At 62.9% G+C, this 23,892-nt stretch carries 25 protein-coding genes; 17 read left to right on the forward strand and 8 right to left on the reverse strand.

All coding sequences use genetic code 11. The features are described 5' to 3' along the window. Window positions 1-26 precede the first annotated feature (26 nt). Window positions 27-2,927: an aminotransferase gene (locus tag IDM28_RS21360; RefSeq protein ID WP_188036829.1), complete on the reverse strand. Its 2,901-nt coding sequence runs from the start codon at window positions 2,925-2,927 to the stop codon at window positions 27-29. A 178-nt stretch (window positions 2,928-3,105) separates the two neighbouring features. Between IDM28_RS21360 and rfbB the strand changes: the two genes are divergently transcribed. The 7 genes from rfbB to IDM28_RS21395 are packed head-to-tail and all read left to right on the forward strand — an operon-like array spanning window position 3,106 to window position 10,177. Continuing rightward, window positions 3,106-4,188: a dTDP-glucose 4,6-dehydratase gene (rfbB, locus tag IDM28_RS21365; RefSeq protein WP_150570499.1), complete on the forward strand. Its 1,083-nt coding sequence runs from the start codon at window positions 3,106-3,108 to the stop codon at window positions 4,186-4,188. Continuing rightward, window positions 4,185-5,060: a glucose-1-phosphate thymidylyltransferase RfbA gene (gene rfbA, locus IDM28_RS21370; RefSeq protein ID WP_101322531.1), complete on the forward strand. Its 876-nt coding sequence runs from the start codon at window positions 4,185-4,187 to the stop codon at window positions 5,058-5,060. The genes rfbB and rfbA overlap by 4 nt, the downstream gene beginning before the upstream one ends. Then, the gene (gene rfbC / locus IDM28_RS21375; protein WP_150570501.1) at window positions 5,057-5,596 is read left to right on the forward strand and encodes a dTDP-4-dehydrorhamnose 3,5-epimerase; all 540 of its coding nucleotides are present in this window, start codon (window positions 5,057-5,059) and stop codon (window positions 5,594-5,596) included. The genes rfbA and rfbC overlap by 4 nt, the downstream gene beginning before the upstream one ends. A 5-nt stretch (window positions 5,597-5,601) precedes the next feature. Further along, window positions 5,602-6,462: a dTDP-4-dehydrorhamnose reductase gene (gene rfbD / locus IDM28_RS21380; RefSeq protein ID WP_150573257.1), complete on the forward strand. Its 861-nt coding sequence runs from the start codon at window positions 5,602-5,604 to the stop codon at window positions 6,460-6,462. Window positions 6,463-6,501: 39 nt separating this feature from the next. Next, a complete protein-coding gene (locus IDM28_RS21385; RefSeq protein ID WP_188036830.1) occupies window positions 6,502-8,316 on the forward strand; it encodes an ATP-binding protein in 1,815 nt (604 codons plus the stop codon). Then, on the forward strand, window positions 8,313-9,725 hold the full coding sequence (locus IDM28_RS21390; RefSeq protein ID WP_150573328.1) for a sigma-54-dependent transcriptional regulator: 1,413 nt from the start codon (window positions 8,313-8,315) through the stop codon (window positions 9,723-9,725). The genes IDM28_RS21385 and IDM28_RS21390 overlap by 4 nt, the downstream gene beginning before the upstream one ends. After that, window positions 9,722-10,177: a YiiD C-terminal domain-containing protein gene (locus IDM28_RS21395; protein WP_103435309.1), complete on the forward strand. Its 456-nt coding sequence runs from the start codon at window positions 9,722-9,724 to the stop codon at window positions 10,175-10,177. The genes IDM28_RS21390 and IDM28_RS21395 overlap by 4 nt, the downstream gene beginning before the upstream one ends. On the opposite strand, the gene cysQ is transcribed toward IDM28_RS21395, so the two are convergent. After that, the gene (gene cysQ / locus IDM28_RS21400) at window positions 10,166-10,993 is read right to left on the reverse strand and encodes a 3'(2'),5'-bisphosphate nucleotidase CysQ (RefSeq protein WP_150570504.1); all 828 of its coding nucleotides are present in this window, start codon (window positions 10,991-10,993) and stop codon (window positions 10,166-10,168) included. The genes IDM28_RS21395 and cysQ overlap by 12 nt on opposite strands. Further along, window positions 10,990-11,556, reverse strand: a complete 567-nt coding sequence (gene nudE / locus IDM28_RS21405) for an ADP compounds hydrolase NudE (RefSeq protein WP_150570505.1) — start codon at window positions 11,554-11,556, stop codon at window positions 10,990-10,992. Before nudE ends, cysQ begins: the two co-directional genes overlap by 4 nt. 64 nt (window positions 11,557-11,620) lie before the next feature. Here nudE and yrfG point away from each other — a divergent pair, with 64 nt between their 5' ends. The 3 genes from yrfG (at window position 11,621) to IDM28_RS21420 (ending at window position 13,195) form a co-directional block, all read left to right on the forward strand. Beyond that, window positions 11,621-12,283 (forward strand): GMP/IMP nucleotidase, encoded by a 663-nt coding sequence (gene yrfG / locus IDM28_RS21410; protein ID WP_186700522.1) that lies wholly within the window; start codon window positions 11,621-11,623, stop codon window positions 12,281-12,283. 379 nt (window positions 12,284-12,662) lie between these two features. Beyond that, entirely contained in the window at window positions 12,663-12,926 is a 264-nt protein-coding gene (locus IDM28_RS21415; RefSeq protein ID WP_150570507.1) for a hypothetical protein, read from the forward strand. Continuing rightward, window positions 12,923-13,195 (forward strand): DUF3077 domain-containing protein, encoded by a 273-nt coding sequence (locus IDM28_RS21420; RefSeq protein ID WP_101322540.1) that lies wholly within the window; start codon window positions 12,923-12,925, stop codon window positions 13,193-13,195. Before IDM28_RS21415 ends, IDM28_RS21420 begins: the two co-directional genes overlap by 4 nt. A 163-nt stretch (window positions 13,196-13,358) precedes the next feature. Here IDM28_RS21420 and lysM read toward each other — a convergent pair whose 3' ends face one another. Beyond that, window positions 13,359-13,799 (reverse strand): peptidoglycan-binding protein LysM, encoded by a 441-nt coding sequence (lysM, locus tag IDM28_RS21425; protein ID WP_101322541.1) that lies wholly within the window; start codon window positions 13,797-13,799, stop codon window positions 13,359-13,361. A gap of 173 nt (window positions 13,800-13,972) precedes the next feature. On the opposite strand from lysM, the gene fdhD reads away from it, so the two are divergent. The 3 genes from fdhD (at window position 13,973) to IDM28_RS21440 (ending at window position 17,853) form a co-directional block, all read left to right on the forward strand. Further along, on the forward strand, window positions 13,973-14,812 hold the full coding sequence (gene fdhD / locus IDM28_RS21430) for a formate dehydrogenase accessory sulfurtransferase FdhD (RefSeq protein ID WP_188036831.1): 840 nt from the start codon (window positions 13,973-13,975) through the stop codon (window positions 14,810-14,812). Further along, on the forward strand, window positions 14,809-17,148 hold the full coding sequence (locus IDM28_RS21435; protein WP_188036832.1) for an FdhF/YdeP family oxidoreductase: 2,340 nt from the start codon (window positions 14,809-14,811) through the stop codon (window positions 17,146-17,148). The genes fdhD and IDM28_RS21435 overlap by 4 nt, the downstream gene beginning before the upstream one ends. A gap of 222 nt (window positions 17,149-17,370) precedes the next feature. Then, window positions 17,371-17,853, forward strand: coding sequence for a glycine zipper domain-containing protein (locus IDM28_RS21440; protein WP_101322543.1), 483 nt, complete (start codon window positions 17,371-17,373; stop codon window positions 17,851-17,853). Window positions 17,854-17,922: 69 nt separating this feature from the next. On the opposite strand, the gene IDM28_RS21445 is transcribed toward IDM28_RS21440, so the two are convergent. Then, window positions 17,923-18,357 carry an acyl-CoA thioesterase gene (locus IDM28_RS21445; protein ID WP_101322544.1) on the reverse strand — a complete coding sequence of 145 codons (435 nt, stop codon included), beginning with the start codon at window positions 18,355-18,357 and terminating at the stop codon, window positions 17,923-17,925. A gap of 223 nt (window positions 18,358-18,580) precedes the next feature. On the opposite strand from IDM28_RS21445, the gene IDM28_RS21450 reads away from it, so the two are divergent. Then, entirely contained in the window at window positions 18,581-18,925 is a 345-nt protein-coding gene (locus IDM28_RS21450; RefSeq protein ID WP_224785581.1) for a hypothetical protein, read from the forward strand. Continuing rightward, the gene (locus IDM28_RS21455) at window positions 18,925-19,197 is read left to right on the forward strand and encodes a type II toxin-antitoxin system RelE/ParE family toxin (protein ID WP_188036833.1); all 273 of its coding nucleotides are present in this window, start codon (window positions 18,925-18,927) and stop codon (window positions 19,195-19,197) included. The genes IDM28_RS21450 and IDM28_RS21455 overlap by 1 nt, the downstream gene beginning before the upstream one ends. A 64-nt stretch (window positions 19,198-19,261) precedes the next feature. Here IDM28_RS21455 and IDM28_RS21460 read toward each other — a convergent pair whose 3' ends face one another. The 3 genes from IDM28_RS21460 to IDM28_RS21470 form a co-directional block, all read right to left on the reverse strand. Continuing rightward, window positions 19,262-20,806, reverse strand: a complete 1,545-nt coding sequence (locus IDM28_RS21460) for a phosphoenolpyruvate carboxykinase (RefSeq protein WP_150570512.1) — start codon at window positions 20,804-20,806, stop codon at window positions 19,262-19,264. 179 nt (window positions 20,807-20,985) lie between these two features. After that, window positions 20,986-21,888 carry an Hsp33 family molecular chaperone HslO gene (gene hslO / locus IDM28_RS21465; protein WP_101322546.1) on the reverse strand — a complete coding sequence of 301 codons (903 nt, stop codon included), beginning with the start codon at window positions 21,886-21,888 and terminating at the stop codon, window positions 20,986-20,988. Between the two features lie 101 nt (window positions 21,889-21,989). Continuing rightward, a complete protein-coding gene (locus IDM28_RS21470; protein WP_101322547.1) occupies window positions 21,990-22,391 on the reverse strand; it encodes an RNA-binding S4 domain-containing protein in 402 nt (133 codons plus the stop codon). 142 nt (window positions 22,392-22,533) lie between these two features. On the opposite strand from IDM28_RS21470, the gene IDM28_RS21475 reads away from it, so the two are divergent. Both IDM28_RS21475 and rimK read left to right on the forward strand, forming a co-directional pair. Continuing rightward, window positions 22,534-22,983, forward strand: coding sequence for an ATP-dependent zinc protease (locus IDM28_RS21475; protein ID WP_224785582.1), 450 nt, complete (start codon window positions 22,534-22,536; stop codon window positions 22,981-22,983). Next, complete coding sequence (gene rimK, locus IDM28_RS21480; protein WP_101322549.1) at window positions 22,980-23,885, forward strand: 30S ribosomal protein S6--L-glutamate ligase; 906 nt, start codon at window positions 22,980-22,982, stop codon at window positions 23,883-23,885. Before IDM28_RS21475 ends, rimK begins: the two co-directional genes overlap by 4 nt. Window positions 23,886-23,892 lie beyond the last annotated feature (7 nt).

A 23,892-nucleotide genomic window follows, 5' to 3' on the forward strand; every position in this document is an offset into this window, starting at 1 on the left:
GAGTATTGAAACGGCCCAGTTCGCTGCTAGAGGCCTTCTTGCAGGATGCGATCCACACAATCGACGAAGTAATCGACGCTGGCCCGGGTGGTGCACATCGGCGGTTTGATCTTGAGAATGTTCAGGTAATCGCCGGTTGGCTGCATGAAGATGCCCAGATCGCGCAGGCGATTGCACAAGATAGTGGTTTCTTCAGTGGCCGGTTCAAGGGTGTGCCGATCACGCACCAGCTCCAGCCCCAGATAGAAACCGGAGCCATGGGTAGCACCCGCCAGCGGATGTTTATCGACCAATGCCTGCAAGCGCGCCTTGAAGTAGCCCCCGACCTTGCGGGTGTTGTCCCACAGGCCCTCCTCCTGCATCACGTCGAGCACGGCCAGGCCGATCCGGCAACTGACCGGGCTGCCGCCGGCGGAGGAGAAGAAGTACCCCTCGGCTTCCAGCGCCTCGGCAATCTCACGACGGGTGATCACTGCACCCAGCGGCTGGCCGTTGCCCATGCCTTTAGCCATGGTGATGATGTCCGGGGCAACACCCTGTTGCTCGAAGCCCCAGAAGTAATCACCGAGGCGGCCATAACCGACCTGCACCTCATCGGCGATGCACACCCCACCACGGGCACGGACCTTGGCGTAGGCCTCGCGCAGGTAGCCCGGCGGCAGCGAAATACCGCCGGCGTTGCCGTACACCGGCTCGCAGATCATTCCCGCCAGCTGACGGCCGCGGGCGTCGAGGTCGGCCAGCTTGGCATCGACGTCACGCAGGTAGTCAGCAGTGCTGTCATCGCCGCGATAGCGACCGCGGAAGGTGTTCGGCGCCTCCACCGGATGCACCCATTCCGGGCGGGTTTGCAGCGCTTGCGGGTTGTCGGCAATCGAGGTGGAAATCGCATCGGTAGCCACCGACCAGCCGTGATAAGCCTCCAGCACGCTGATCAGGTCACGCCCGCCGCTGTAGGCCCAGGCCAGGCGGATGGCGAGGTCGTTGGCCTCGGTGCCGCTGTTGACCAGAAACACCCGATCAAAGCCTTCCGGCGCCAGCGCCAGCAAGCGCTCGGAGAACTCCGCGACAGCGGCGTAGTGGAAGCGCGAGTTGGTGTTGAGCAGCGACCACTGCCGCGCCGACTCGGCGGCCATGCGCGGGTGGCCGTGGCCAAGCACGGCGACGTTGTTGAGCATGTCCAGGTACGAGCGGCCCTGCATGTCGATCAGGTAGTTGCGCCAGCCGCGCTCGATATGCGGCGGCTGTGCGTAGTAGTGTTTCTGCGAGCGGGCGAAGCTGGCATCACGGCGCGCCAGCAGCGCTTGCGCATCGGGCAGCGGCTCGGCGTCGCAGGCAAACCCCAGCAAGGCTTGCGGTGACGGGCACAGCGCCAGCCAGGCGGCCGCCGCTGAAGGCGTGGCGAAGAACGGCGGCTGCACGCTGCTATCGCGGCACAGCTGCACGCTGAGCAGGCTGCCAGTAGTGCCGAGCGCCTCACCCAGATTCAGCGCTTGGCCATCCTCCGGCATGCTCTGCAAGCCTTGCAGCCACAGGCTGAAATGCTCGCTGCGCAGGCAGCCATAGTTGGCGCCCACACGCTGCCATACACCAGCATGCGGCGCTTGCAGCGGGCTGCCTTCGGGTAGCTTCAGCTCGACACCGAGGGCACAGGTGGCCGGCTCGTCGGGACGGTCGATGTGGGTTTGCGACAGCCGATATTGCCCATGCAGGCTGCAAGCCACGCCAGGTTCGGCGGCCAGCACAGCCTGATCAAAACCAGGCTGCTGCCAGTTGCCCGCCTCGCAGTGCCTGCTGAGCACGCCGAGGTCGACGCGGGTGACTGCCTGGCCTGCCAGCGCCGGCAGTAAAGGTGCGCAGTCGGTCAATGCAAGCGCGGGCAATTGCTGGCCAGCGGCTTGCAGAATCGCCGCTTCCATCAATGCTGCTGGCACACGGGTGGCGGTCTCGAAGATCTCCCACTCGTGGGCGATGTTGTCGCGGATGTATTGATTGTCCGGATCGACCGTCAGTTGCTGCTCGCTGCTCAGCACCAGCACCGCAGCACGCATCAACACCAGCGGCCACAGCGCCAGCAACTCGGCCTCGCTGAGCAGATTGACCTCGTGATAGGCGCTGACCACCGGCAGAATCCGCAGCGGATCACCTTCGGCATGGTGCAGTAGCGCAGCACAGGTCACCGACAAGTCAGCGATGCGCCAGGTGCGTACCAGGTCGCCAAAGTCGATCACACCTTGCAACCGCCACTCGCGCTGGGCATCGCGCTGCCAGACCACATTGTCATCGGTGATATCCAGATGCACCGCCTGGCTCGGCAGTTGCGCCTGCACCTTGGCCAACACCTCAACAGCCTGCGCAACCACAGCCTGCAGCTGGGCGCGGCGCGGCGTATCGCCCAGCACCGGCAACAGGTGCTCGATCAACGCCTGGGCATGTTGCGGGTCCCACTGCAGGGTGCGCGCAAGGCCCGGATGGTCGAAGTCGACCAGGGCCAGGTCAACCTTCGCGCACAAGGCGCCGAGCTCGGCCATCAAACTGGCCGGCATATGCTTGAGGCGGGTCAGCGATTGCCCTTCGATATACTCGAGCACGCGCACGCGCAGTGGCTGGCCGTCGACGTCCAGCGCCAGCAGCGTCTCGCCGTTGCGCGCAGCGCGCACACCCGGCACCGGCACGCCCTGCTCGGCCAGATAGGCCAGCGCCGCATGCTGCGCCTGCAGCTCGATCTCGGCATAGCTGCCGTGGCAGGCCTTGAGCACGAAGCGGCCTTGGTCGCTGTCCAGACGCAGGTTCAGGTCCTGTTGGCTGCCCAGCGCCTGCAGGTTGCCGTCGAGGTCAAAATGCGCCCTGAGCAAAGCATGTGCCTGCGCTTCGCTGAGCGAAGGGCTTGGCTGGCTGGAACGCTGAATCAGGGTGCTGAGGGGCATTTTGCGTGTGACCTCGGTTTTTTTGTCGCTTATATCGCCACTGCTGCGGCCGATATACAAGAGGCAGCTGCAAACAAGCCGACAGAACAGCTGCGCAAATCAATGCGCTTGTCAGTACCGGCGGCAATCGACAAGCTACGCTCCATCCGACGTCAACCGGTTTTACAGAGGCAGACTGATGCGCATACTCGTCACCGGCGGTGCCGGCTTTATCGGCTCGGCGCTGATCCGCCACCTGATCACCCACACCGAACACGATGTGCTCAACCTCGACAAGCTGACCTACGCCGGCAACCTTGAGTCGTTGCAGCCGATCGCCAGCAACACCCGTTACGAGTTCGTCCAGGCCGATATCGCCGACCAGCCGCTGGTTAGCGCCGTGCTCGAGCGGTTCCAGCCAGACGCGATCATGCACCTGGCGGCCGAGTCGCACGTGGACCGTTCGATTGACGGCCCGGCAGCGTTCATCCAGACCAACATCGTTGGCACCTACGCCCTGCTCGAGGCCACCCGCGCCTGGTGGAGCAAGCTGCCGGCGGCGCGGCGCGAAGCGTTTCGCTTTCATCACATTTCTACCGACGAGGTCTACGGCGACCTGCACGGTGTCGATGACCTGTTCACCGAAACCACCCCCTACGCGCCCAGCTCGCCCTATTCGGCCAGCAAGGCGGCGTCCGACCATCTGGTCCGCGCCTGGCAGCGTACCTATGGCCTGCCGGTGCTGCTGACCAACTGCTCGAACAACTACGGCCCGTATCACTTCCCGGAAAAACTGATTCCACTGGTGATCCTCAACGCCCTCGCCGGCAAGCCGCTGCCGGTATATGGCAACGGCCAGCAAGTGCGCGACTGGCTGTTTGTCGAGGATCATGCCCGCGCCTTGCTCACTGTGGTCAGCCAGGGTCAGGTCGGCGAGACCTACAACATCGGTGGCCACAACGAGCAGACCAACCTCGACGTGGTCCGCGCCATCTGCGCCCTGCTCGATGAGCTGGCACCCCAGCATCCGGCCGGGGTCAGCCAGTACGCCGACTTGATCACCTTTGTCCAGGACCGCCCAGGCCACGACCTGCGCTATGCCATCGACGCCAGCAAGATCGAGCGCGAACTCGGCTGGGTGCCTGCCGAGACCTTCGCCAGCGGCCTGCGCAAGACCGTGCAGTGGTACCTCGACAACCGCGAGTGGTGCCGTAACGTCCAGGATGGCAGTTACCAGGGCGAGCGGCTGGGCAACACCCAATTCAAGGATCTGATCTCATGACCAAAGGCATTGTCCTGGCGGGCGGCTCCGGCACCCGTCTGCACCCGATCACCCTCGGCGTGTCCAAGCAGCTGCTGCCGATCTACGACAAACCGATGATCTACTACCCGATCTCGGTACTGATGCTCGCCGGCATCCGCGACATCCTGCTGATTTCCACCCCGCAGGACTTGCCGCAGTACCGCCAGCTGTTCGGCGACGGCAGCCAGTTCGGCATCCACCTGAGCTATGCCGAGCAGCCTTCGCCGGATGGCCTCGCCCAGGCGTTCATTATCGGCGAAGAATTCATCGGCAAAGACCCGGTGTGCCTGATCCTCGGCGACAACATCTTCCACGGCCAAGGCTTCAGCGAGCAGCTGCTGCGCGCAGTCAGCCAGCCGTCCGGAGCAACGGTGTTCGGCTACCTGGTGAAAGATCCGGAGCGCTTTGGCGTGGTCGAGTTCGACGAGCAGGGCCGCGCCCTGTCGATCGAAGAAAAACCCGCTGTGGCCAAGTCCAACTACGCCGTCACCGGCCTGTATTTCTACGACAACGATGTGGTCGAGATCGCCAAGGCCGTGCGCCCCTCGGCACGCGGCGAGCTGGAAATCACCGACATCACCAATGCCTACCTGCAACGCGGCGACCTGCGCGTCGAGCGCTTTGGCCGTGGTTTCGCCTGGCTCGACACCGGCACCCACGAGAGCCTGCTGGAAGCGTCGCAATATGTGCAGACCATCGAAAACCGCCAAGGCCTGAAGGTCGCCTGCCTGGAAGAAATCGCCTTCCAGAAGGGCTGGATCTGCCGTGAGCAACTGCTGGCCAAGGCTGAAGGCTTGAAGAAAACCGGCTACGGCCAGTACCTGCGCAAACTGGCTGAAGAGTACCCATGAACGTCATCGCTACCGACATCCCTGATGTATTGATCATCGAGCCAAAGCTGTTTGGCGACAGCCGTGGCTTTTTCTTCGAAAGCTTCAATGAGCGCGCCTTCAAGGAGCAGACCGGGGTCAGCATCAACTTCGTTCAGGACAACCACTCGCGCTCGCAAAAAAACGTGCTGCGCGGCTTGCACTATCAAGTGGAAAACCCACAAGGCAAACTGGTGCGCGTGGTCCAGGGCGAAGTGCTCGACGTTGCGGTAGACGTGCGCGTTGATTCGCCGACCTTTGGCCGCTGGGTGGCCACCCGGTTGAGCGCCGAAAGCCATCGCCAGTTCTGGATTCCACCGGGCCTGGCCCACGGCTTTTTGGTGCTGAGCGAGTCGGCCGACTTCCTCTACAAGACCACCGACTACTTCAACCCGACTGCCGAGCGCTGCATCCGCTGGGACGACCCGGACCTGGCAATCGACTGGGGGCTGGTCGAAGCGCCGTTGCTGTCGGCCAAAGACCAGCAAGGGCTGAGCTTTCGTGAGCTGTTCCCATGAAGCCACTGAAGATTCTCATCTGCGGCCACAACGGTCAGGTCGCGCAGGCCCTACAGGCACAATTCAAAGGCCGAGCTGACGTGCACGCCCTGGGCCGCGATCGGCTCGATCTGGCCCGTCCCGAACAGCTGCGCACGCCGCTGCGCGAGCTGGCTCCGGACTTGATCATCAACGCCGCTGCCCACACTGCCGTCGACCAGGCCGAAAGCGAGCCGGAGCTGGCTTTCGCGATCAATGCCCAAGCCCCGCAGGTGCTGGCTGAAGAAGCCGCCCAGCTCGGTGTGCCGTTGATCCACTACTCCACCGATTACGTCTTCGACGGCAGCAAAGCCACGCCCTACACCGAGCACGACGCGCCCAACCCTTTGGGCGTGTACGGCAGCAGCAAGCTGGCCGGTGAACAGGCGATCACCGCCGTTGGCGGCCAGCACCTGATCCTGCGCACCAGCTGGGTCTACTCGCAGCACGGGCGCAACTTCCTCCTGACCATGCAACGCCTGTTGCAGGAGAAACCGCAACTGCGGGTGGTCGCCGACCAGATCGGCGCGCCCACCTGGGCCGGCACCATTGCCGCCAGCACCCTGGCCTTGTTCGAGCGCTGGCAGGCCGGCGATGCGGGCGCCTGGGGCACTTACCACCTGAGCGCCCAAGGTGAAACCTCGTGGTTCGGCTTTGCCGAGGCGATCGCCGCGCAGCTCAAGGCGCGCGGCCTGCCTTGCGCCGAGCTGATCCCGATCAGCTCCAGTGAGTACCCAACCCCTGCGCAGCGCCCAGCCAATTCGCGGCTGGACTGCTCGCTTCTGGCGCAACAGTGGCACGTCAGCCAGGCGCATTGGCGGGACGCGCTCAACGACTGCCTGAACTAGCGCATAATTGCGCCAGACTCTTTCTGGCGCAGTTGGCACATGATGCACACCCCGACCTCCCCGCGACGCCCCCGCTGGCGCAGCCTGGCCCTTCTGGCAGTGTGCCTGGCGCCGCTGCTGTGGCCGCTGCATCACCTGGCCGAACGCTATTACCAGGACCAGCTCGCCTCGCAGAATCGCCAGACCCTCGACCTGTACGTGGCCAACCTGCTCGGCACCCTGCACCGCTACGAAACCTTGCCGCAGATCCTCGGCGAGCTGCCGGCGCTACGCCAGGCGTTGGCCGATCCGTTCAGGATCGAAGCAATCACCAACGCCAACCGCCTGCTCAAGGACATCACCCGCCAGACCGGGGCCGAGGTGATGTACCTGATGGACGTCAGCGGCAACACCCTGGCCGGCTCCAACTGGGATAAACGCGACAGTTTCGTCGGTCGTAACTTCGCCTTCCGGCCGTATTTCATCGAAGCCATGGAAGGCCGCCTGGGGCGCTTCTTTGGCCAAGGCACGACCTCAGCCAAGCGCGGCTACTTCTTCGCGGCTGCGGTGCGCGATGGCGAGCGGGTGATCGGCGTGCTGGTGGTCAAGGTCGACCTCGACCACACCGAAACTCTCTGGGGCAATACCCCCGAGCAACTGCTGCTGACCGATCAGAACGGCGTAGTGGTGCTGACCTCGCGCCCGGACTGGCGCTTCCGTGCCACCCGCCCGCTGACTCCGGCGGAGCGCTCGGCAATGCTCGCCATCCAGCCCTACCCGACCCAGGCACCGCAGCCGCTGAACCTCAACCCCGAGGCCTGGCTGATCCAGACCCGCGACATCAAGGAAACCGGCTGGCAGGTGAGCATCCTTGCCCCGCACATCCTCATCGACCGATCGGTGCAGACGGTCATGGCAATTGGCGCCGGCGCACTGCTGGTGTTGATCCTGCTGACCGGTTTGGTGATGCAGCGCCGGCGCCACTATATCGACCGCATCGATCTCGAAGCCCGCGGCCGGCAAGACCTGGAAAACCGCGTGGTGGCCCGGACCGCAGACCTCGAAGGCCTTAATACCCTGCTGAAAAGCGCCGTGCTCGAACGCGAGAGCGCCCAGCAGGAACTGGTCCGCGCTCAGGACGAGTTGGTCCAGGCCGGCAAGCTGTCGGTGCTCGGCACCATGTCGGCAAGCATCAGCCACGAGCTCAACCAGCCGCTGGCGGCGATCCGCAGCTACGCCGAAAACGCCGAAGTGCTGCTCGACCATGAACGTACCGAAGACGCCCGCGGCAACCTCAAGCTGATCGGCGAGCTGACCGGGCGCATGGCCTCGATCATCGCCCACCTGCGCGCCTTTGCCCGGCGTGATCGCCATGCGCCGGAAAGCGTCGCCCTGCAACCGGCGCTGGACGACGCCCTGGCACTGCTGGCCAAGCGTCGCCGGGCAATGGCGGTGGAGCTGGTTCGCGACCTGCCGGACGCGCCGCTGTGGGTTCAGGCCGGCGAAACCCGCCTGCGCCAGGTGCTCGGCAACCTGCTCGCCAATGCCCTCGATGCGCTCACCGAAAAAGCCAACCCGCGCAAGCTGTGGCTGAGTGCCGAACGGCGCGACGAGCACGTCTATCTGTACATTCGCGACAACGGCCCAGGCTTTACCCGCCAGGCGCTGGAGCGCGCCAAGGAGCCGTTCTTCACCACCAAGACCCGCACCCAAGGCCTCGGCCTGGGCCTGGCGATCTGCGAGAGCCTGATGCTCGCGCTGGACGGTGAACTGCTGCTCGGCAACCACCCTGAAGGTGGCGCCCTGCTGACCTTGCGCATGCGCGTGGCCAAGCCCGGCGCGACCCTGCCCACTTCGGAGGACCCCTCGGCATGACGCCCGAGACGACACTGATCGACAGCCGTACCCAGGTGATCCTGGTCGACGATGATCCGCACCTGCGTCAGGCCCTGGGCCAGACCCTCGACCTGGCCGGGCTCAAGGTAGTCACCCTGGCCGATGCCCAGGGCCTGGCCGAGCGCATCGAGCCAGACTGGCCGGGCGTCGTCGTCAGCGATATCCGCATGCCCGGGATCGACGGCCTGCAACTGCTCGAGCACCTGCGTGGCCGCGATCAGGAGCTGCCGGTGCTGCTGATCACCGGCCATGGCGACGTGCCGCTGGCGGTGCAGGCGATGCGCGCCGGGGCTTACGACTTCCTTGAAAAACCCTTCGCCAGCGACGCCCTGCTCGACAGCGTGCGCCGCGCCCTGGCCCTGCGCCGGCTGGTGCTGGACAACCGTAGCCTGCGTCTGGCCTTGAGTGATCGCCAGCAACTGTCGACCCGCCTGGTGGGCCAGTCGCCGTCGATGCAGCGCCTGCGCGACCAGATCGGCGCCCTCGCCGGCACCCGCGCCGATGTGCTGATTCTCGGTGAGACCGGTGCCGGCAAAGAGGTCGTCGCCCGCGCCCTGCATGATCTGTCGAGCCGCCGCGATGGCCCGTTTGTGGCAATCAACGCCGGCGCCCTGGCAGAGTCAGTGGTCGAGAGCGAGCTGTTCGGCCACGAGCCTGGCGCGTTCACCGGCGCGCAGAAGCGCCGCATCGGCAAGTTCGAATTCGCCAATGGCGGCACGCTGTTCCTCGACGAGATCGAGAGCATGAGCCTGGATGTGCAGGTGAAACTGCTGCGCATGCTGCAGGAGCGGGTGGTCGAACGCCTGGGCGGCAATCAGCTGATCCCGCTGGATATCCGCGTGATCGCCGCCACCAAGGAAGACCTGCGCCAGGCTGCTGACCAGGGCCGGTTCCGTGCTGACCTGTATTACCGCCTGAACGTCGCACCGCTGCGCATCCCTGCACTACGCGAGCGCGGCGACGATATCCTGGTGTTGTTCCAGCACTTCGCCGATGCCGCCAGCCAGCGCCACGGCCTCGCCCCGCACAGTCTGCAACCGGCGCAACGGGCACTGCTGCTGCGCCATGACTGGCCGGGTAACGTCCGTGAGCTGCAGAATGCTGCGGAACGCTTTGCCCTCGGCCTGGAACTGGCCCTCGACGGCCAGCAGCCGCCCGCCACGGCCAGCGCCGCGCCGCTGCTCAGCGGCAACCTCAGCGATCAGGTCGAGCAGTTCGAGCGCTCATTGATTGCCGCCGAACTGACCCAGCCACACAGCTCCATGCGCAGCCTCGCCGAGGCGCTGGGCGTACCGCGCAAAACCCTCCACGACAAGCTGCGCAAGCACGGCCTGAGCTTTGCTGATCATGCCGGCGGCGCTGACGATCACGAGGACTCGCGCCCATGAGCGACGACCGCCAATATCTGGAAGAAGTACTGCACAGCGACATCCCGTTGACCCGCGAGATGGGCCTGCAAGTGCTCAGCTGGCAAGACCAGTGCCTGCAACTGCAGCTGCCGCTGGAGGCCAACGTCAATCACAAGAGCACCATGTTTGGCGGCAGCCTGTACTGCGCGGCGGTGCTGGTGGGTTGGGGCTGGCTGCACCTGCGCTTGCGCGAGGCGGGCATCGATGACGGCCATATCGTCATTCAGGAAGGCCAGATCAGCTATCCGCTGCCGGTCACCGGCGCCGCGGTTGCCCGGTGCCAGCCGCCGCAAGACAAAGCCTGGGAGCGCTTCGTGACGATGTACCAGCGCCGAGGGCGAGCGCGCCTGACGCTGGACACGGTGGTCAGCAACAGTGGCAGTACTGAGCCCGCCGTCACGTTCAGCGGGCAGTACGTGCTACATCGCTGAAGCGAGCTTGATCAGTGCCTGGCGCCACGGGGCGGCGCTGGGCAAGGCCAGGAAGAATGGGTTGAGCAGCGACTCCCGCGCCGGGTACCGGAACGGCTGGCCGTCCAGGCCGATCACCTCACCGCCAGCGCCTTCGAGCACGCCTTGTGCAGCAGCGGTGTCCCACTGTGAGGTCGGTGCCAGGCGCGGATAACAATCGGCTTCACCCTCTGCCAGCAGGCAGAACTTCAGCGAGCTACCGACGCTGACCAAGTCCAGCTCACCCACCGCCCCGCTCAAGCCAGCCAGCAGCGCTTCCTGCTGTGGGCTGGAGTGACGGCGGCTGGCGACCACCGTGAATTGGGCGTCAGCTGGCGGCGCAGTGCGCACCCGGATTGGCGCAGCTGGCGCGTCCTGATCGGCACGCCAGGCGCCCAGCTCGCGGCCACCAAAATAGCAGCGGTTGTTGGTCGGCATGCTGACCACGCCAAATACCACTTCGCCCTGCTCGATCAGGGCGATGTTGACAGTGAACTCTTCGCTGCCGGCTATGAATTCCTTGGTCCCGTCCAGCGGATCGACTAGCCACCAGCGGCTCCAGCCGGCACGTTCGGCGAGGGCAATGTCGCAGTCTTCTTCCGACAGCACCGGGATCTGCGGCGCCAGCGCCTGCAAGCCTGCAGCGATGACGTGATGGGCTGCCAGATCGGCAGCGGTGACCGGCGAATCATCCGCCTTGGACATTACCGCCACATCAGCGCGCCAGTGCGGCATGATCGCTTCGCCGGCAGACAGCGCCAGCTTGACCACTTCGTGCATCAGTTGTTGATCGTTCATACGCTGAGCAACCCGCGCTGGGTGAGCATGTCCCGTACCAGGTACAGCGCCGCCAGGGCGCGGCCTTCGCTGAACTGCGGGTGCATCGCCAGGGCCGACAGCTCGCGCAGGTTTACCTTGTCGACACCCATCGGCTCCGGCTCGTCGCCTTCGAGGCGTTCCTCAAAGAGGTCGGTCGCCAGCACCACCTGGATCTTCTGGCTCATGTAGCCCGGCGACAGCGACAGCTCGGTCAAGTGTTCCAGCTGGCGTGCGCCAAAACCGGCTTCTTCCTTGAGCTCGCGGTTGGCCGCCGCCAGCACATCCTCGCCCGGCTCGATCAGGCCCTTGGGCAGCGACAGCTCGTATTCGTCGGTGCCGCCGCAGTATTCCTCGACCAGCACTGCATGCTCGGCGTCGAGCATCGCCACGATCATCACCGCGCCATAGCCATTACCGCGCCCGACCAACCGTTCGTAGGTCCGCTCGACACCGTTGGAAAAGCGCAGCTCGACGGATTCGACCCGGAACAAACGGCTATTGGCGACGATTTCGCGGCTGAGGACGGTGGGTTTCTGGCGCATGGGGCAGCTCCTTGGCGTGAACGGGTTACTATACCGTGGCTAGCCGACTGATCGAGAGTTTCCCATGCCTGTTCTTCCCTGGTCTGCCATCGACACCGTTCTGCTCGACATGGACGGCACCCTGCTCGACCTGCACTACGACAACCAGTTCTGGCTGCAACACCTGCCCCAGCGCTACGCCGAGCTGCACGGTATCAGCCGGGCGATGGCCGAGCTCGAGCTGCAGCCGCTGTTCGAGCGTAACGCCGGCACGCTGAACTGGTACTGCCTGGACTTCTGGAGCCAAGAGCTGAACCTGCCGATCCGCGAGCTGAAGCAAGAGATCGCCGACCTGATTGCCCTGCGCCCGGATGCCGATACGTTTTTGGCGGCGATTCGCAAAGCGGGCAAGCGTGTGGTGATGATCACCAATGCCCATCGTGATTCGTTGTCGTTGAAGTTGGAGCGGGTGGAGCTGGCGGGGTACTTCGAGCGTTTGATCAGCTCGCATGATTACGGCTATCCCAAGGAAAGCCCGCTGTTCTGGGATGCCTTGCAGGCCGACATCGGTTTCGATCCGGCGCGCAGCTTGTTCATTGATGACACCCTGGCGATTTTGCGCAGTGCGCAGCGGTATGGGGTCGGGCATTTGCTCGCGGTGCGGCAGCCGGACAGCAAGGCAGCGCCGCGGGATACCCAGGAGTTTGCGGCGGTTGAGGATTATCGGGAGTTGTTGGCGGGGTTGTGAGCAAGGCGCGAGATTGCCGGGGCCGCAAAGCGGCCCCAATCCACCGATCCAAAGCCGTAAGACATTTCCCAAACTGCAACCAAATGCTTCAAATCGACGTCGCTTCGGAACTATCCTAAGCGCCTTGCCGAACCTTCGCTGTTGTCGGGGAAATGGCTCAGGGATAACGTCCTTGGGTTGCCGTTTTCCGGTGACCGGGTGTGAGAACCCGTTGAATGAATCACGCGGCAAGCCGTTATGGCGGCCGTGCGCGGGCGGACTTCGGTCCGGCCGAGTTTTCCTTGATTCCCTCGGTTTCTCACCCCGCGCACGGCTGCCACCCTCGATCCCTGAGAAAGTCGAGCGGCAGCCTCCGTCAATGGAATTGAGGAGTTTTGCCATGAAAAAAATCGTCCCCGACCCACCCACCGCCAGCGTCTTCTACGCCTCCATCCAACCCGACCTGTACCCACCCGACGCCCTCGCCCACGCCAGCGAACTATTGCGCGGAGTTTCAGCAACCCTGGAGCAACACTGCCGCACCCATACCGGTGAGCCAGGTACCCACTTGCTGATCAATGCCGGCCACTGTACCGATACCGCACGCGGGTTGGTCGAGCACGTATTCCATCGGCTACAGGCACGTCAGGAGGCAACGGCATGAGCGACCTCCCACGCACAGACGTCACCGTTGGCGTAGAGACGTTTTTCGAGGCAGGCGACAAGCCCTGTCATATTTTTCGGGTGATGCCGGGGGTGCCGTTTGAGCATGCCTATGAGCAGGTGTCGGTATTGCTTGGTTATATCAAGCACCTGGTCCGCGAGGGCGACATGGAAAATGATCACAAGCTGTTGGGGGCAGCGGATTATCTGAGTGCGTTTGCCAAGGCGATCATGGATGACATCGAGATAGCGCGGAATAGGATGCACTGATAGAGGGTGTGATATTCGGGATTTTGGGGGCGCTCTGCGCCCCTTTCGCGACACAAGGCCGCTCCTACATCGACCGCGTCGTCTAGACGTGCGCGGCCCCCCGTAGGAGCGGCTTTGTCGCGAAAGGGCTGCAAAGCAGCCCCAATACGCGGACCTGAATTCCTTACTCAGGAATCCGCAAAACCTGTCCCACATAAATCTTGTCCGGATGCGACAACATCGGCTTGTTAGCCTCAAAAATCTTGTTGTACTTGTTCGCGTCACCATAAACCCGCTTGGAGATCGCGCTCAGCGTGTCACCCTTCACGACAGTGACGAAAACAGCCGCCTTAACCACCGGCCCGGTCACGGTAATCTGGTCGTCAACGCTGGCCACACCCTCGATGTTGCCCGCCGCGAGAATGATCTTTTCCTTCTCCTCCTGGCTGGCCACGTCGCCCGTGAGGGTAATCTTGTCCCCATCAACCGTAGCGGTGATATTGGGGTTACCCAGCCCCACCTTGCTCACGTGCTCCTTGATCTGCTCTTCGGCCTTGGCATTGCCAGGCGTGAGCAGGTCGATCAACTTCTCGCCGGCTTCCTTCACGAAACTGAATAGGCTCATTGCGCGCTCCATGTTGATAAATCCTCGGAACGGCAAGTCTAGGACAGGTTTGCCCAACCCGCCCGGGTGCGACCAATCGACGCGCTCTATCACGGCATAGAACCTTGCGATTAGACGTCGCCGACGCACAAGCCTAGGCTTGTGCACTAATGAGCCAGACGGTACTGCGCCCGATGAACAGCAAACCTCCGGTCTGCGCGGCGTCCACTGCACTGTCCATGCCTGCCGCCAGCAACACCTACGACTACGTCCAACTCAGCGATGCCGGGCGTGCCAGCACGCCGCTTGCCGAAGAAGTCGCGCTGGCGATCGCCTACAACGGCTTGAGCCAGGCCGTGATGCTGGTCAGCCCGACCGATCTGGAAGATTTTGCCGTCGGTTTCAGTGTCGGCAGCGGCATCGTCGAAAGCACCGATGAAATCTACGACGTAAAGCTTTCTGGCAGTGGCTCGGCGCTGTATGCCGACCTGGAGATTGCCAGCCGGGCGTTCTGGAACCTGAAAAACCAGCGCCGCCAGTTGGCCGGTACCAGTGGCTGCGGCCTGTGCGGTGTCGAAGCGCTGGAGCAAGCGCTGCCAGAACTGGCCAGCCTGCCCGGCGCGCCGCTGCCGCCGGTCGAGTGGCTGCACGACCTGCGCCGGCGCATCGATCAGTTTCAACCGCTGGGCCAGCACTGTGGTGCAGTCCATGCGGCGTTGTTCATGAATAGCCAAGGTGAGCTGTTGCTGGGCCGTGAAGACATCGGCCGGCACAACGCGCTGGACAAGTTGATCGGCGCCTTGCTGCGCGAGCAGATCGACACCCAGGGCGGCCTGGCCATCGTCACCAGCCGCTGCAGCCTGGAACTGATCCAGAAGGTGCTGCGTGCAGGCATCCAGACCCTGGTCAGTTTGTCGGCGCCCACCGGCCTTGCCCTGCAATGGGCGCGTAAGCATCAGCTCAACCTTATTCATTTGCCCAAACACAGTGCACCACGGGTGTTCAGCCCCGTGGCGGAGTCGAAATCGCCGTGACCTCCCATCAGAAGCTTCCGCAAGAACAAACCCCACCTCGCTACAAGCCCTACAACGGCGCCGCCGGCGGCTGGGGTGCGCTGCGCAGTGTGGCCAAGGCCTGGGTTGGCAGCGACAACGCACTGAAGAACATCCGCGCCCTGCTCAAGACCAACCAGAACGGCGGTTTCGACTGCCCGGGCTGTGCCTGGGGCGACTCGCCTGAAAGCGGCATGGTCAAGTTCTGCGAGAACGGCGCCAAGGCAGTCAACTGGGAAGCCACCAAGCGCCGTGTCGATGCGGCCTTCTTCGCTCGCCACAGCGTGACCTCGCTGCTTGAGCAGAGCGATTACTGGCTCGAGTACCAGGGTCGCCTGACCGAGCCGATGCTCTACAACCCGGCCAGCGACCGTTACCAGCCGATCGACTGGGACAGCGCCTTCGCCCTGATCGCCCAGCACCTGAACGGCCTCACCAGCCCGGACCAGGCCGAGTTCTACACCTCGGGCCGGGCCAGCAACGAAGCGGCCTACCTGTATCAGCTGTTTGTCCGCGCGTTCGGCACCAACAACTTCCCGGACTGCTCGAACATGTGCCACGAAGCCAGCGGCGTGGCCCTGGGCCAGAGCGTCGGGGTCGGCAAGGGCACGGTGACCTTCGATGATTTCGAGCACGCCGATGCGATCTTCGTCTGGGGCCAGAACCCCGGCACCAACCACCCACGCATGCTCGACCCGCTGCGCGATGCGGTCAAACGCGGCGCACAGGTGATCTGCGTCAACCCGCTCAAGGAGCGTGGCCTGGAGCGCTTCCAGCACCCGCAGAACGCGCTGGAGATGCTCACCAACAGCGACCGCCCAACCAACTCGGCGTATTTCCGCCCGGCCCTGGGCGGCGACATGGCCCTGCTGCGCGGTATGGCCAAGTTCCTCCTGCAGTGGGAGCGCGAGGCCCAGGCCAAGGGCGAGCCGGCGATCTTCGATCATGTGTTCATTGCCGAGCACGGCCACGGCATCAATGAGTACCTGGCGGTGGTTGATGCCACCCCATGGGATCAGCTGCAGGCCCAGTCGGGCTTGGAGCTGGCCGAGATCGAACAGGCTGCGCGCATGTACTGCAAAGGCAAGCGCGTGATCATGTGCTGGGCGATGGGCATCACCCAGCATCGCCACTCGGTGCCGACCATCCAGGAAATGGTCAACGTGATGCTGCTGCGCGGCAACATCGGCCAGCCCGGTGCCGGCCTGTGCCCGGTGCGCGGCCACAGTAACGTGCAGGGCGACCGCACCATGGGCATCAACGAGCGGCCGCCAGCAGCGCTGCTCAATGCCCTGCAACAACGCTTCGCCTTCCCGGTGCCGCGCGCCAACGGCCACAACACCGTCGAGGCGATCCACGCCATGCTCGATGGCCGTTCCAAGGTATTCATCGGCCTGGGTGGCAACTTCGCCCAAGCCACGCCAGACACCGCGCGCACTGCTGAGGCGCTGCGCAACTGCGACCTGACGGTGCAGATCAGTACCAAGCTCAACCGCAGCCATCTGATGCATGGCAAGCAGGCGTTGATCCTGCCGTGCCTGGGCCGTACCGATATCGACATGCAGGCCGATGGCCCGCAGGCGGTCACGGTGGAAGACTCGTTCAGCATGGTCCACGCCTCCAATGGCCAGCTCAAGCCGCTGTCGAAACAGATGCGTTCCGAGCCTGCGGTGATTGCCGGTATTGCCGCCGCAACGCTGGGCAAGCGCCCGGTCGACTGGCACTGGCTGGTGGCTGACTACGACCGCATTCGCCAGCTGATCGCCGACACCATCCCCGGTTTTGCCGACTTCAATCAGCGCCTGAAACACCCGGGCGGTTTCTACCTGGGCAACAGCGCTGGCAGCCGCAAGTGGCAAACCGCGAACGGGCGCGCCAACTTCAAGGCCAACCTGCTGCCCGACTCGCTGCTCGATGAGCGCGTACGCGCCAGCGGCCAGTTGCCGGACCTGATCATGCAATCGATGCGCTCGCACGATCAGTACAACACCACCATCTATGGCCTGGATGACCGTTACCGCGGGGTCAAGGCGCAGCGCGACGTGCTGTTCGTCAACGAAGCCGACATCATTCGTCTGGGCTTCGCGCCTGGGCAGAAGGCCGATATCGTGTCGCTGTGGGACGATGGCATCGAGCGCCGGGTACGTGGCTTCACTCTGCTGGCCTACGATATTCCGGCTGGGCAGGCGGCGGCCTACTATCCAGAGGTGAACCCGCTGGTGCCGCTGGAGAGCATTGGCGACGGCAGCCACACGCCGACTTCCAAGTTCATCGCGATCAAGCTGGAACGTGCCAGCGACACCGGTCGAATCCTCTGACGGCATAGCCTCATCGGCTTTCTGGAGACCAAAAAAAGCCCTGTCCGCAATGGTCAGGGCTTTGTCTCAAGTAGCGTATGACAGGCAAAAAACGATTAAGTTTCATATTGAAAACAGTAACTTAGAGAATTGTGTACAACTCGTGTTACTCGTCGGATTTCAATTGCCAGAGTGCTCGCCGAGCCTCAAATTCGCCCTCGTCATCCCTCTGAGGTTCTCTTGATGAAGAAGTACTCCTCGATTCTGTTGTTGTCTTTTGGCTTGCTCAGCGGCGTTGCCATGGCAGGCGGCACGACTGAAGCAGGTATTGGCGGCGCACTGGGTGGGGTACTCGGCTCAGTGGTCGGCCAGCAGCTTGGCGGCAGCACCGGCGGCGCGATTGGCGCAGGCCTGGGCGGCGCTGCCGGCAGTGCGGTCGGTGCCGATAAACGTCAACGCGGTGAAGCCGCAATCGGTGGTGCCCTGGGCGCAGCCGGCGGTAACGTGATTGGCCGCAGCGTAGGCGGCACCAACGGCAGCTACATCGGTGCAGCCGCAGGCGGCGGCGCAGGTGGCGCGCTGGGTAACTACATGGGCAACAAGGCCGATGAAGACGAGCGCGACGACCGTCGTTACCGTCGCGGCTACGATGACCGTCGTCACTACGACCGCGGCCACCACTATGGCCATCGCAAGCACAAGCCGAAACGCCATTGGCGTCACTGACAGCCAAGGGCTTAGCCCAGGCATCAAAAGGCCCCGCCCCTCCCGGTGGGGCCTTTGCATTTGCACCCTTTAAAGGTTGGGCCGCAGGCCTGCGAGGGTCGCCTGCATGGCCTCAGGCAGCACGGCAGGCTGGCCTGAGCTGCGCTCGATGAACACCTGCACCAGGCTGCCCGCCGCACACGCCTGGGTCTCGCCTGGGCGGAACAGCGCCAAACGGTACTCAACGGTACTGCCAGCCAGCCGCGTCACGCCCAGGCCCACCTCGAGCACATCCGGAAACGCCGGCAAGGCGTAGAAGTCGGCTGCCGAGCTGATCACCAGGCCCGCCAGCGCGCCGTCGCGCAGGTCGAGCTCGGCCTGCTCTACCAGAAATGCCTGGATCGCGGTTTCAAAAAAGCCATGCACAGTAGCGCCAGCGATGTGGCCGTTGACGTCGTTGTCTTGCGGACGGGTGAGGATTGGGTGGAAGTGGTTGAAGTCGGAGCGCAGGGGGGATTCGGTCATGGTTTGCCACGCGGGTTGGTTACATGAAGGCGAAGCTTCCCACAAAGGCTTGGGAAGTCATATAGTCGCAATCAATTGTAGATCGCATAGCATGGTCGCTCCTATGAAACCGAGACATACCCCCGTGCCTACACTACAACTCAATCATGCCGAGCTTCGGCGGATAGCAGAGACCGGCCGCGTCCATGCGACACATGTAGTAGGCCAGCCGGGTGGCTGGGCCGTGCAGATCAATGTCGATGAAAGCGAGCATCTGCTTACCGCCCAACGCAGCGGCAGTGTCAGGCTATTCAAGAAGCTGGAGACCTTGGTCGTTTATCTACATGAACTGGGCATTGATCACTTCGAGATCGACAGTTCCAATTACGATCCTCGCCAATTGAGCACTTATCAACGGCCTGATCGAGCTGAAGCGCTGAAGAGGGTGCATGATGCAGCCGCCTACGAGACTTGGTTTTTTGAACAGGTTGAGGCCAGCCTGAGTGATACAACGCCGGCGACGGATGACGAAGACGCCGAGAGCGCCTTCGCGGCCCGCCGGGCCGCGCTCAGGGCCAAACCGCACTGATGCGTCTGGTTTGGTTGAATATGGCTCTGGAAGACCGCTTGCGAATCATGAATATCATTGCCGAAAGCAACCCTGGCGCGGCCATCACGCTGGATACTGAATTCAGAGACAAAGCAAGGCAAGCGGCTCAGCAACCCAATCTATACAAGCAGGGGCGTTATCCCGGCACCAGAGAGATCGTGGTTCGCCCCAATTACGTGATGGTCTACCGCTGCGCAGGTGAAAAACTCGAGAATATTCGCATCCTGCATGCACGGCAGCAGTGGCCCTGAACAAAACCACAGTCAAAAAAAAGCCGCCCCTAAGGGCGGCTCTATCCAGCATACCGATTAAAGCTTACAGCTTCGGCCCGGCAGCCTTGATTGCGTCGGAAACTTCAAACTTCTTGAAGTTCTCGATGAACAGCTTGGCCAGACCCTTGGCAGCCTCGTCGTAGGCAGCCTTGTCTTCCCAGTTGGTGCGTGGGTTGAGCAGGTTGGTATCAACACCTTCAACGGCTTTCGGCACGTCGAGGTTGATGATGTCCAGGTGTTCGGTTTCGGCACCCACCAGCGCGCCGCTCTGGATCGCAGCGATCACAGCACGGGTGGTCGGGATGCTGAAGCGCTTGCCAACGCCGTAGCCGCCGCCGGTCCAGCCGGTGTTGACCAGGTAGACCTTGGAGCCGAAGCCGTTGATGCGCTTGATCAGCAGCTCAGCGTATTCGCCAGCAGGACGCGGGAAGAACGGCGCGCCGAAGCAGGTGGAGAAGGTCGACTTGATGCCGCCGCCCGAACCCATCTCAGTCGAACCGACCAGCGCGGTGTAACCCGACAGGAAGTGGTAGGCCGCTTGCTCGTTGTTCAGGATCGACACTGGCGGCAGCACGCCGGTCAGGTCGCAGGTCAGGAAGATAACGGCATTTGGCTCGCCGCCCAGGTTCTTCTCGGAACGCTTGGCAACGTGCTCCAGCGGATAGGCCGCGCGGCTGTTCTGGGTCAGGCTGACATCGGCGTAGTCGGCGTGCTTGGAGGCGTCGTCGATGACCACGTTTTCCAGAACTGCGCCGTGCTTGATGGCTTTCCAGATGACCGGTTCGTTCTTCTCGGACAGGTCGATGCACTTGGCATAGCAGCCGCCTTCGATGTTGAAGACAACGCCTTCGCCCCAGCCGTGTTCGTCGTCACCGATCAGGTAACGGCTTTCATCGGCCGACAGAGTGGTCTTGCCAGTGCCGGACAGGCCGAAGAACAGGGTGACATCGCCTTCTTCGCCGATGTTGGCTGCGCAGTGCATAGGCAGTACGTCAGCGGCCGGCAGCAGGAAGTTCTGTACCGAGAACATGGCTTTCTTCATTTCGCCGGCGTAACGCATGCCCGCGATCAGCACTTTCTTCTGGGCGAAGTTGATGATCACGCAACCGTCGGAGTTGGTGCCATCGCGCTCAGGCGAGCATTCGAAGTTGGCAACGTTGAGCACTTGCCACTCATCACGACCGGCCGGGTTGTACTGCTCCGGGTTGATGAACAGGCAACGACCGAACAGGTTCTGCCAGGCAGTCTGGGTGGTCATGCGCACTGGCAGGTAGTGCTCGGCGGCAGCACCTACATGAACGTAGGACACAAAATGGTCCTGGGCGTTGTTGAACGCTTCAACGCGAGCCCACAAGGCATCGAACTTGTCGGCCGGGAACTTGCGGTTGATCGGGCCCCAGGCAATTGCCTCGGTGGTGCTGGGTTCGTCGACGATGAAACGGTCAGCTGGCGAACGGCCGGTGCGGTGACCGGTTTTCACGACCAGCGCGCCAGTATCGGCCAGCTCGCCTTCACCGCGGGACAGCGCTTCTTTTACCAGCTCATCGACGCTCAGGTCGGTGTACACGGTGTTGTTGGCTTGCGTCATGAGATACCCCATCCGGCCCGAGGCCGAGTGCTCCAAACGTTTTGTAGTGGTCCGAAAAAAACGACTACAGCGAAAAAAGTGGCCGGATTATGCCAGAAAAGCCCAAAAAAAGTAGACCCCTCCTGTCAGAACTGCGGTTTATCGCAGAACGACAGGAGAATCCACTGCAATTAAACGTTTCAGTGACGTGTTTCTGCTGCGCCGCTTGTGCCGCCGCCAGCAAACAATTGCGTAACGTCGGTCGCATCAAACAGATAACGCTGATTGCAGAACTGGCAATCGACCTCGATTTGGCCACCATGCTCGACTACCAGCTGCTGAGCGTCTTCCTGACCGAGACTGACCAAGGCATTGCCTGAACGTTCCCGGGAGCAGCTGCAGCGGAACTGCAACGGCTGCAGGTCGAACAGGCGCACAGCCTCTTCGTGGTACAGGCGATGGAGCATGGTTTCGTTGTCCAGGCCCAGTAATTCCTCGGCTTTGACAGTGTTCGCCAAAGCCTTGACGTGGTTCCAGCTTTCATCGCGCTCATCGCTGTCTTTCTGACGGTCGGCAGGCAACTGCTGCACCAGCAAGCCACGGGCACGCGAGCCGTCGGCAGCGAGGGTGATGGTGGTGTTGATCTGCTGCGACATGACGAAGTAGTTGGTGAAGCACTCCGACAGGTCCTTGCCGTGCAGGTCGACCATGCCCTGGTAGCGCTGACCGTTGATCGGGTCGACGGTCAAGGCCAGCACTCCGTCTGGCATCAGGTCGGTGAGGGTTGCATCGGCGGCAATCTGGTCCGCCTCATAACGGGCCAGGCCACGGATGTCATGCTCGCTGGAGCATTCGATCATCAGCAACGGCACTGGGCCTTCAGAGCGCGCCTGCAGGATCAACAGGCCGTCGAACTTGAGGGTGCCCACCAGTAGCGCGGCGGCGGCCATCAACTCACCGAGCAGGAGCGCGACCGGCTGCGGGTAGGGATGCTTGGCCAACACTTCGGCATAACTGCGCTCAAGCCCGACCATCTCGCCACGCACGTCGCGGTCGTCGAACAGGAAACGTTGAGTGAAATCGGTAGCAGGGAGGTCGCTCATAAGGTTCTGGCTATCTGGAAAAATAATGTCCACATATTAACAGGCCTGGTACGGCCCACGCATGAGGCGCTCCCTGTCTCATCCTCTTACAACAGCACAGATCAGTCGAAGCTGCCGTGCAGCTGGTGAATCTGCCGGCGCTGTTTCTTGTTGGGCCGACCATCGGTCGTCATCCCCAGGGCGCCATCCTTGCGCTGCTGCGCGGCCTGCTCGCGGCGGCGGATGCTCTCTTCGGTTTCGCCATACAGCAGCTGCGCCTCAGGCGCGCCACGGCGTACCACCGACAGCGCCTTGACGACGATGGTGCGCTCGTCAAAGCCGGTACGCAGGACGAACTCGTCGCCCACCCGTGGCTCCTTGCCGGGCTTGCAGCGCTCGCCGCGGCAGTGCACCTTGCCGCTTTCGATGGCCGCCTTGGCCAGGGCGCGGGTCTTGTAGAACCGCGCGGCCCACAGCCATTTGTCCAGGCGTACCTTGTCGTCTTCTTCCGACTTTTGTGCCATCTCTTTACCTCGAATTCTGTCTTTAACCGAACTGTACTACCGTCACTGACGGATGCAAAAATTCTGCGCGGTGCTTAAAGTTCACCACCTTATCCCCAGGGTGTGATTAGTGAAGACATTTGACCATCTGAGTGTGATCGGCCTGCGCGAGTGGGTGGCGCTGCCCGAGCTCGGGCTGGCCGGCCTGCGCGCCAAGATCGACACCGGCGCCAGCACCTCGAGCCTGCACGCCACCGATGTCGAGCCGTTTGAACGCGACGGTGAGCAGTGGGTCCGATTTACCGCACACCTCGGCTCCGTGGTGCAGCTGCGCCATCGCCGCTGTGAAGCCCCGCTGGTGACCATGAAAAGCATCAAGAGCTCCAACGGCCATGCCCAGGTCCGCTATGTGATCCGCACGCCGCTGGCGCTGGGAGACCGGGTCTGGGAGGTCGAATTCACCCTGGCCTGTCGCAAGGCCATGCGCTACCGCTTGCTGCTCGGTTCCAAGGCATTGATCCACGGCCAACTGGTGGTGGACCCAAGCTCGAAATACGTTCAGGAAAAACCGGCCTTTCCGGTCAACCCTCTCCCTGTCACAGGTGCTGCATGAAGATCGCTGTGCTGTCGCGGAACCCGCGTCTGTATTCCACCCGCCGCCTGGTTGAAGCCGGTACCCAGCGTGGCCACGAGATGGTTGTGATCGATACCCTGCGTGCCTACATGAACATCGCCAGCCACAAGCCGCAGATCCACTACCGTGGGCGGCCTCTGGAGGGCTTTGATGCGGTGATCCCGCGGATCGGCGCGTCCGTTACCTTCTATGGCTGCGCAGTGCTGCGCCAGTTCGAGATGATGGGCGTGAATCCGCTCAACGAATCGGTGGCAATCGCCCGCTCGCGGGACAAGCTGCGCTCGTTGCAACTGCTGTCGCGGCGCGGTATCGGCTTGCCGATTACCGGCTTTGCCCACTCGCCGGACGATATCCCCGACCTGATCCAGATGGTCAACGGCGCGCCCCTGGTAATCAAAGTACTGGAAGGCACCCAGGGCATTGGCGTGGTGCTGTGCGAGACCACCCAGGCCGCCGAATCGGTGATCGAGGCGTTCATGGGCCTGAAGCAGAACATCATGGTTCAGGAATACATCAAGGAAGCCGGCGGCGCCGATATCCGCTGCTTCGTGGTTGGCGACAAGGTAATTGCCTCGATGAAGCGTCAGGCCAAGCCGGGTGAATTCCGTTCCAACCTGCATCGTGGCGGCGTTGCCAGCCTGATCAAGATCACCCCGGAAGAGCGCATCACCGCCATTCGCGCGGCGAAGGTCATGGGTTTGAGCGTGGCCGGCGTCGACATCCTGCGCTCCAACCACGGCCCACTGGTGATGGAGGTCAACTCATCGCCAGGCCTGGAAGGCATCGAGGTCACCACCAGCAAGGACGTTGCCGGGATGATCATCGAGCACCTGGAGAAGAACGGCGGGCCGAATCAAACCCGCACCAAGGGTAAGGGCTGACATTGTC

It is taken from the genome of Pseudomonas sp. EZ-C24 (genome assembly GCF_014525325.1).
Lineage (GTDB): Bacteria > Pseudomonadota > Gammaproteobacteria > Pseudomonadales > Pseudomonadaceae > Aquipseudomonas > Aquipseudomonas shirazensis.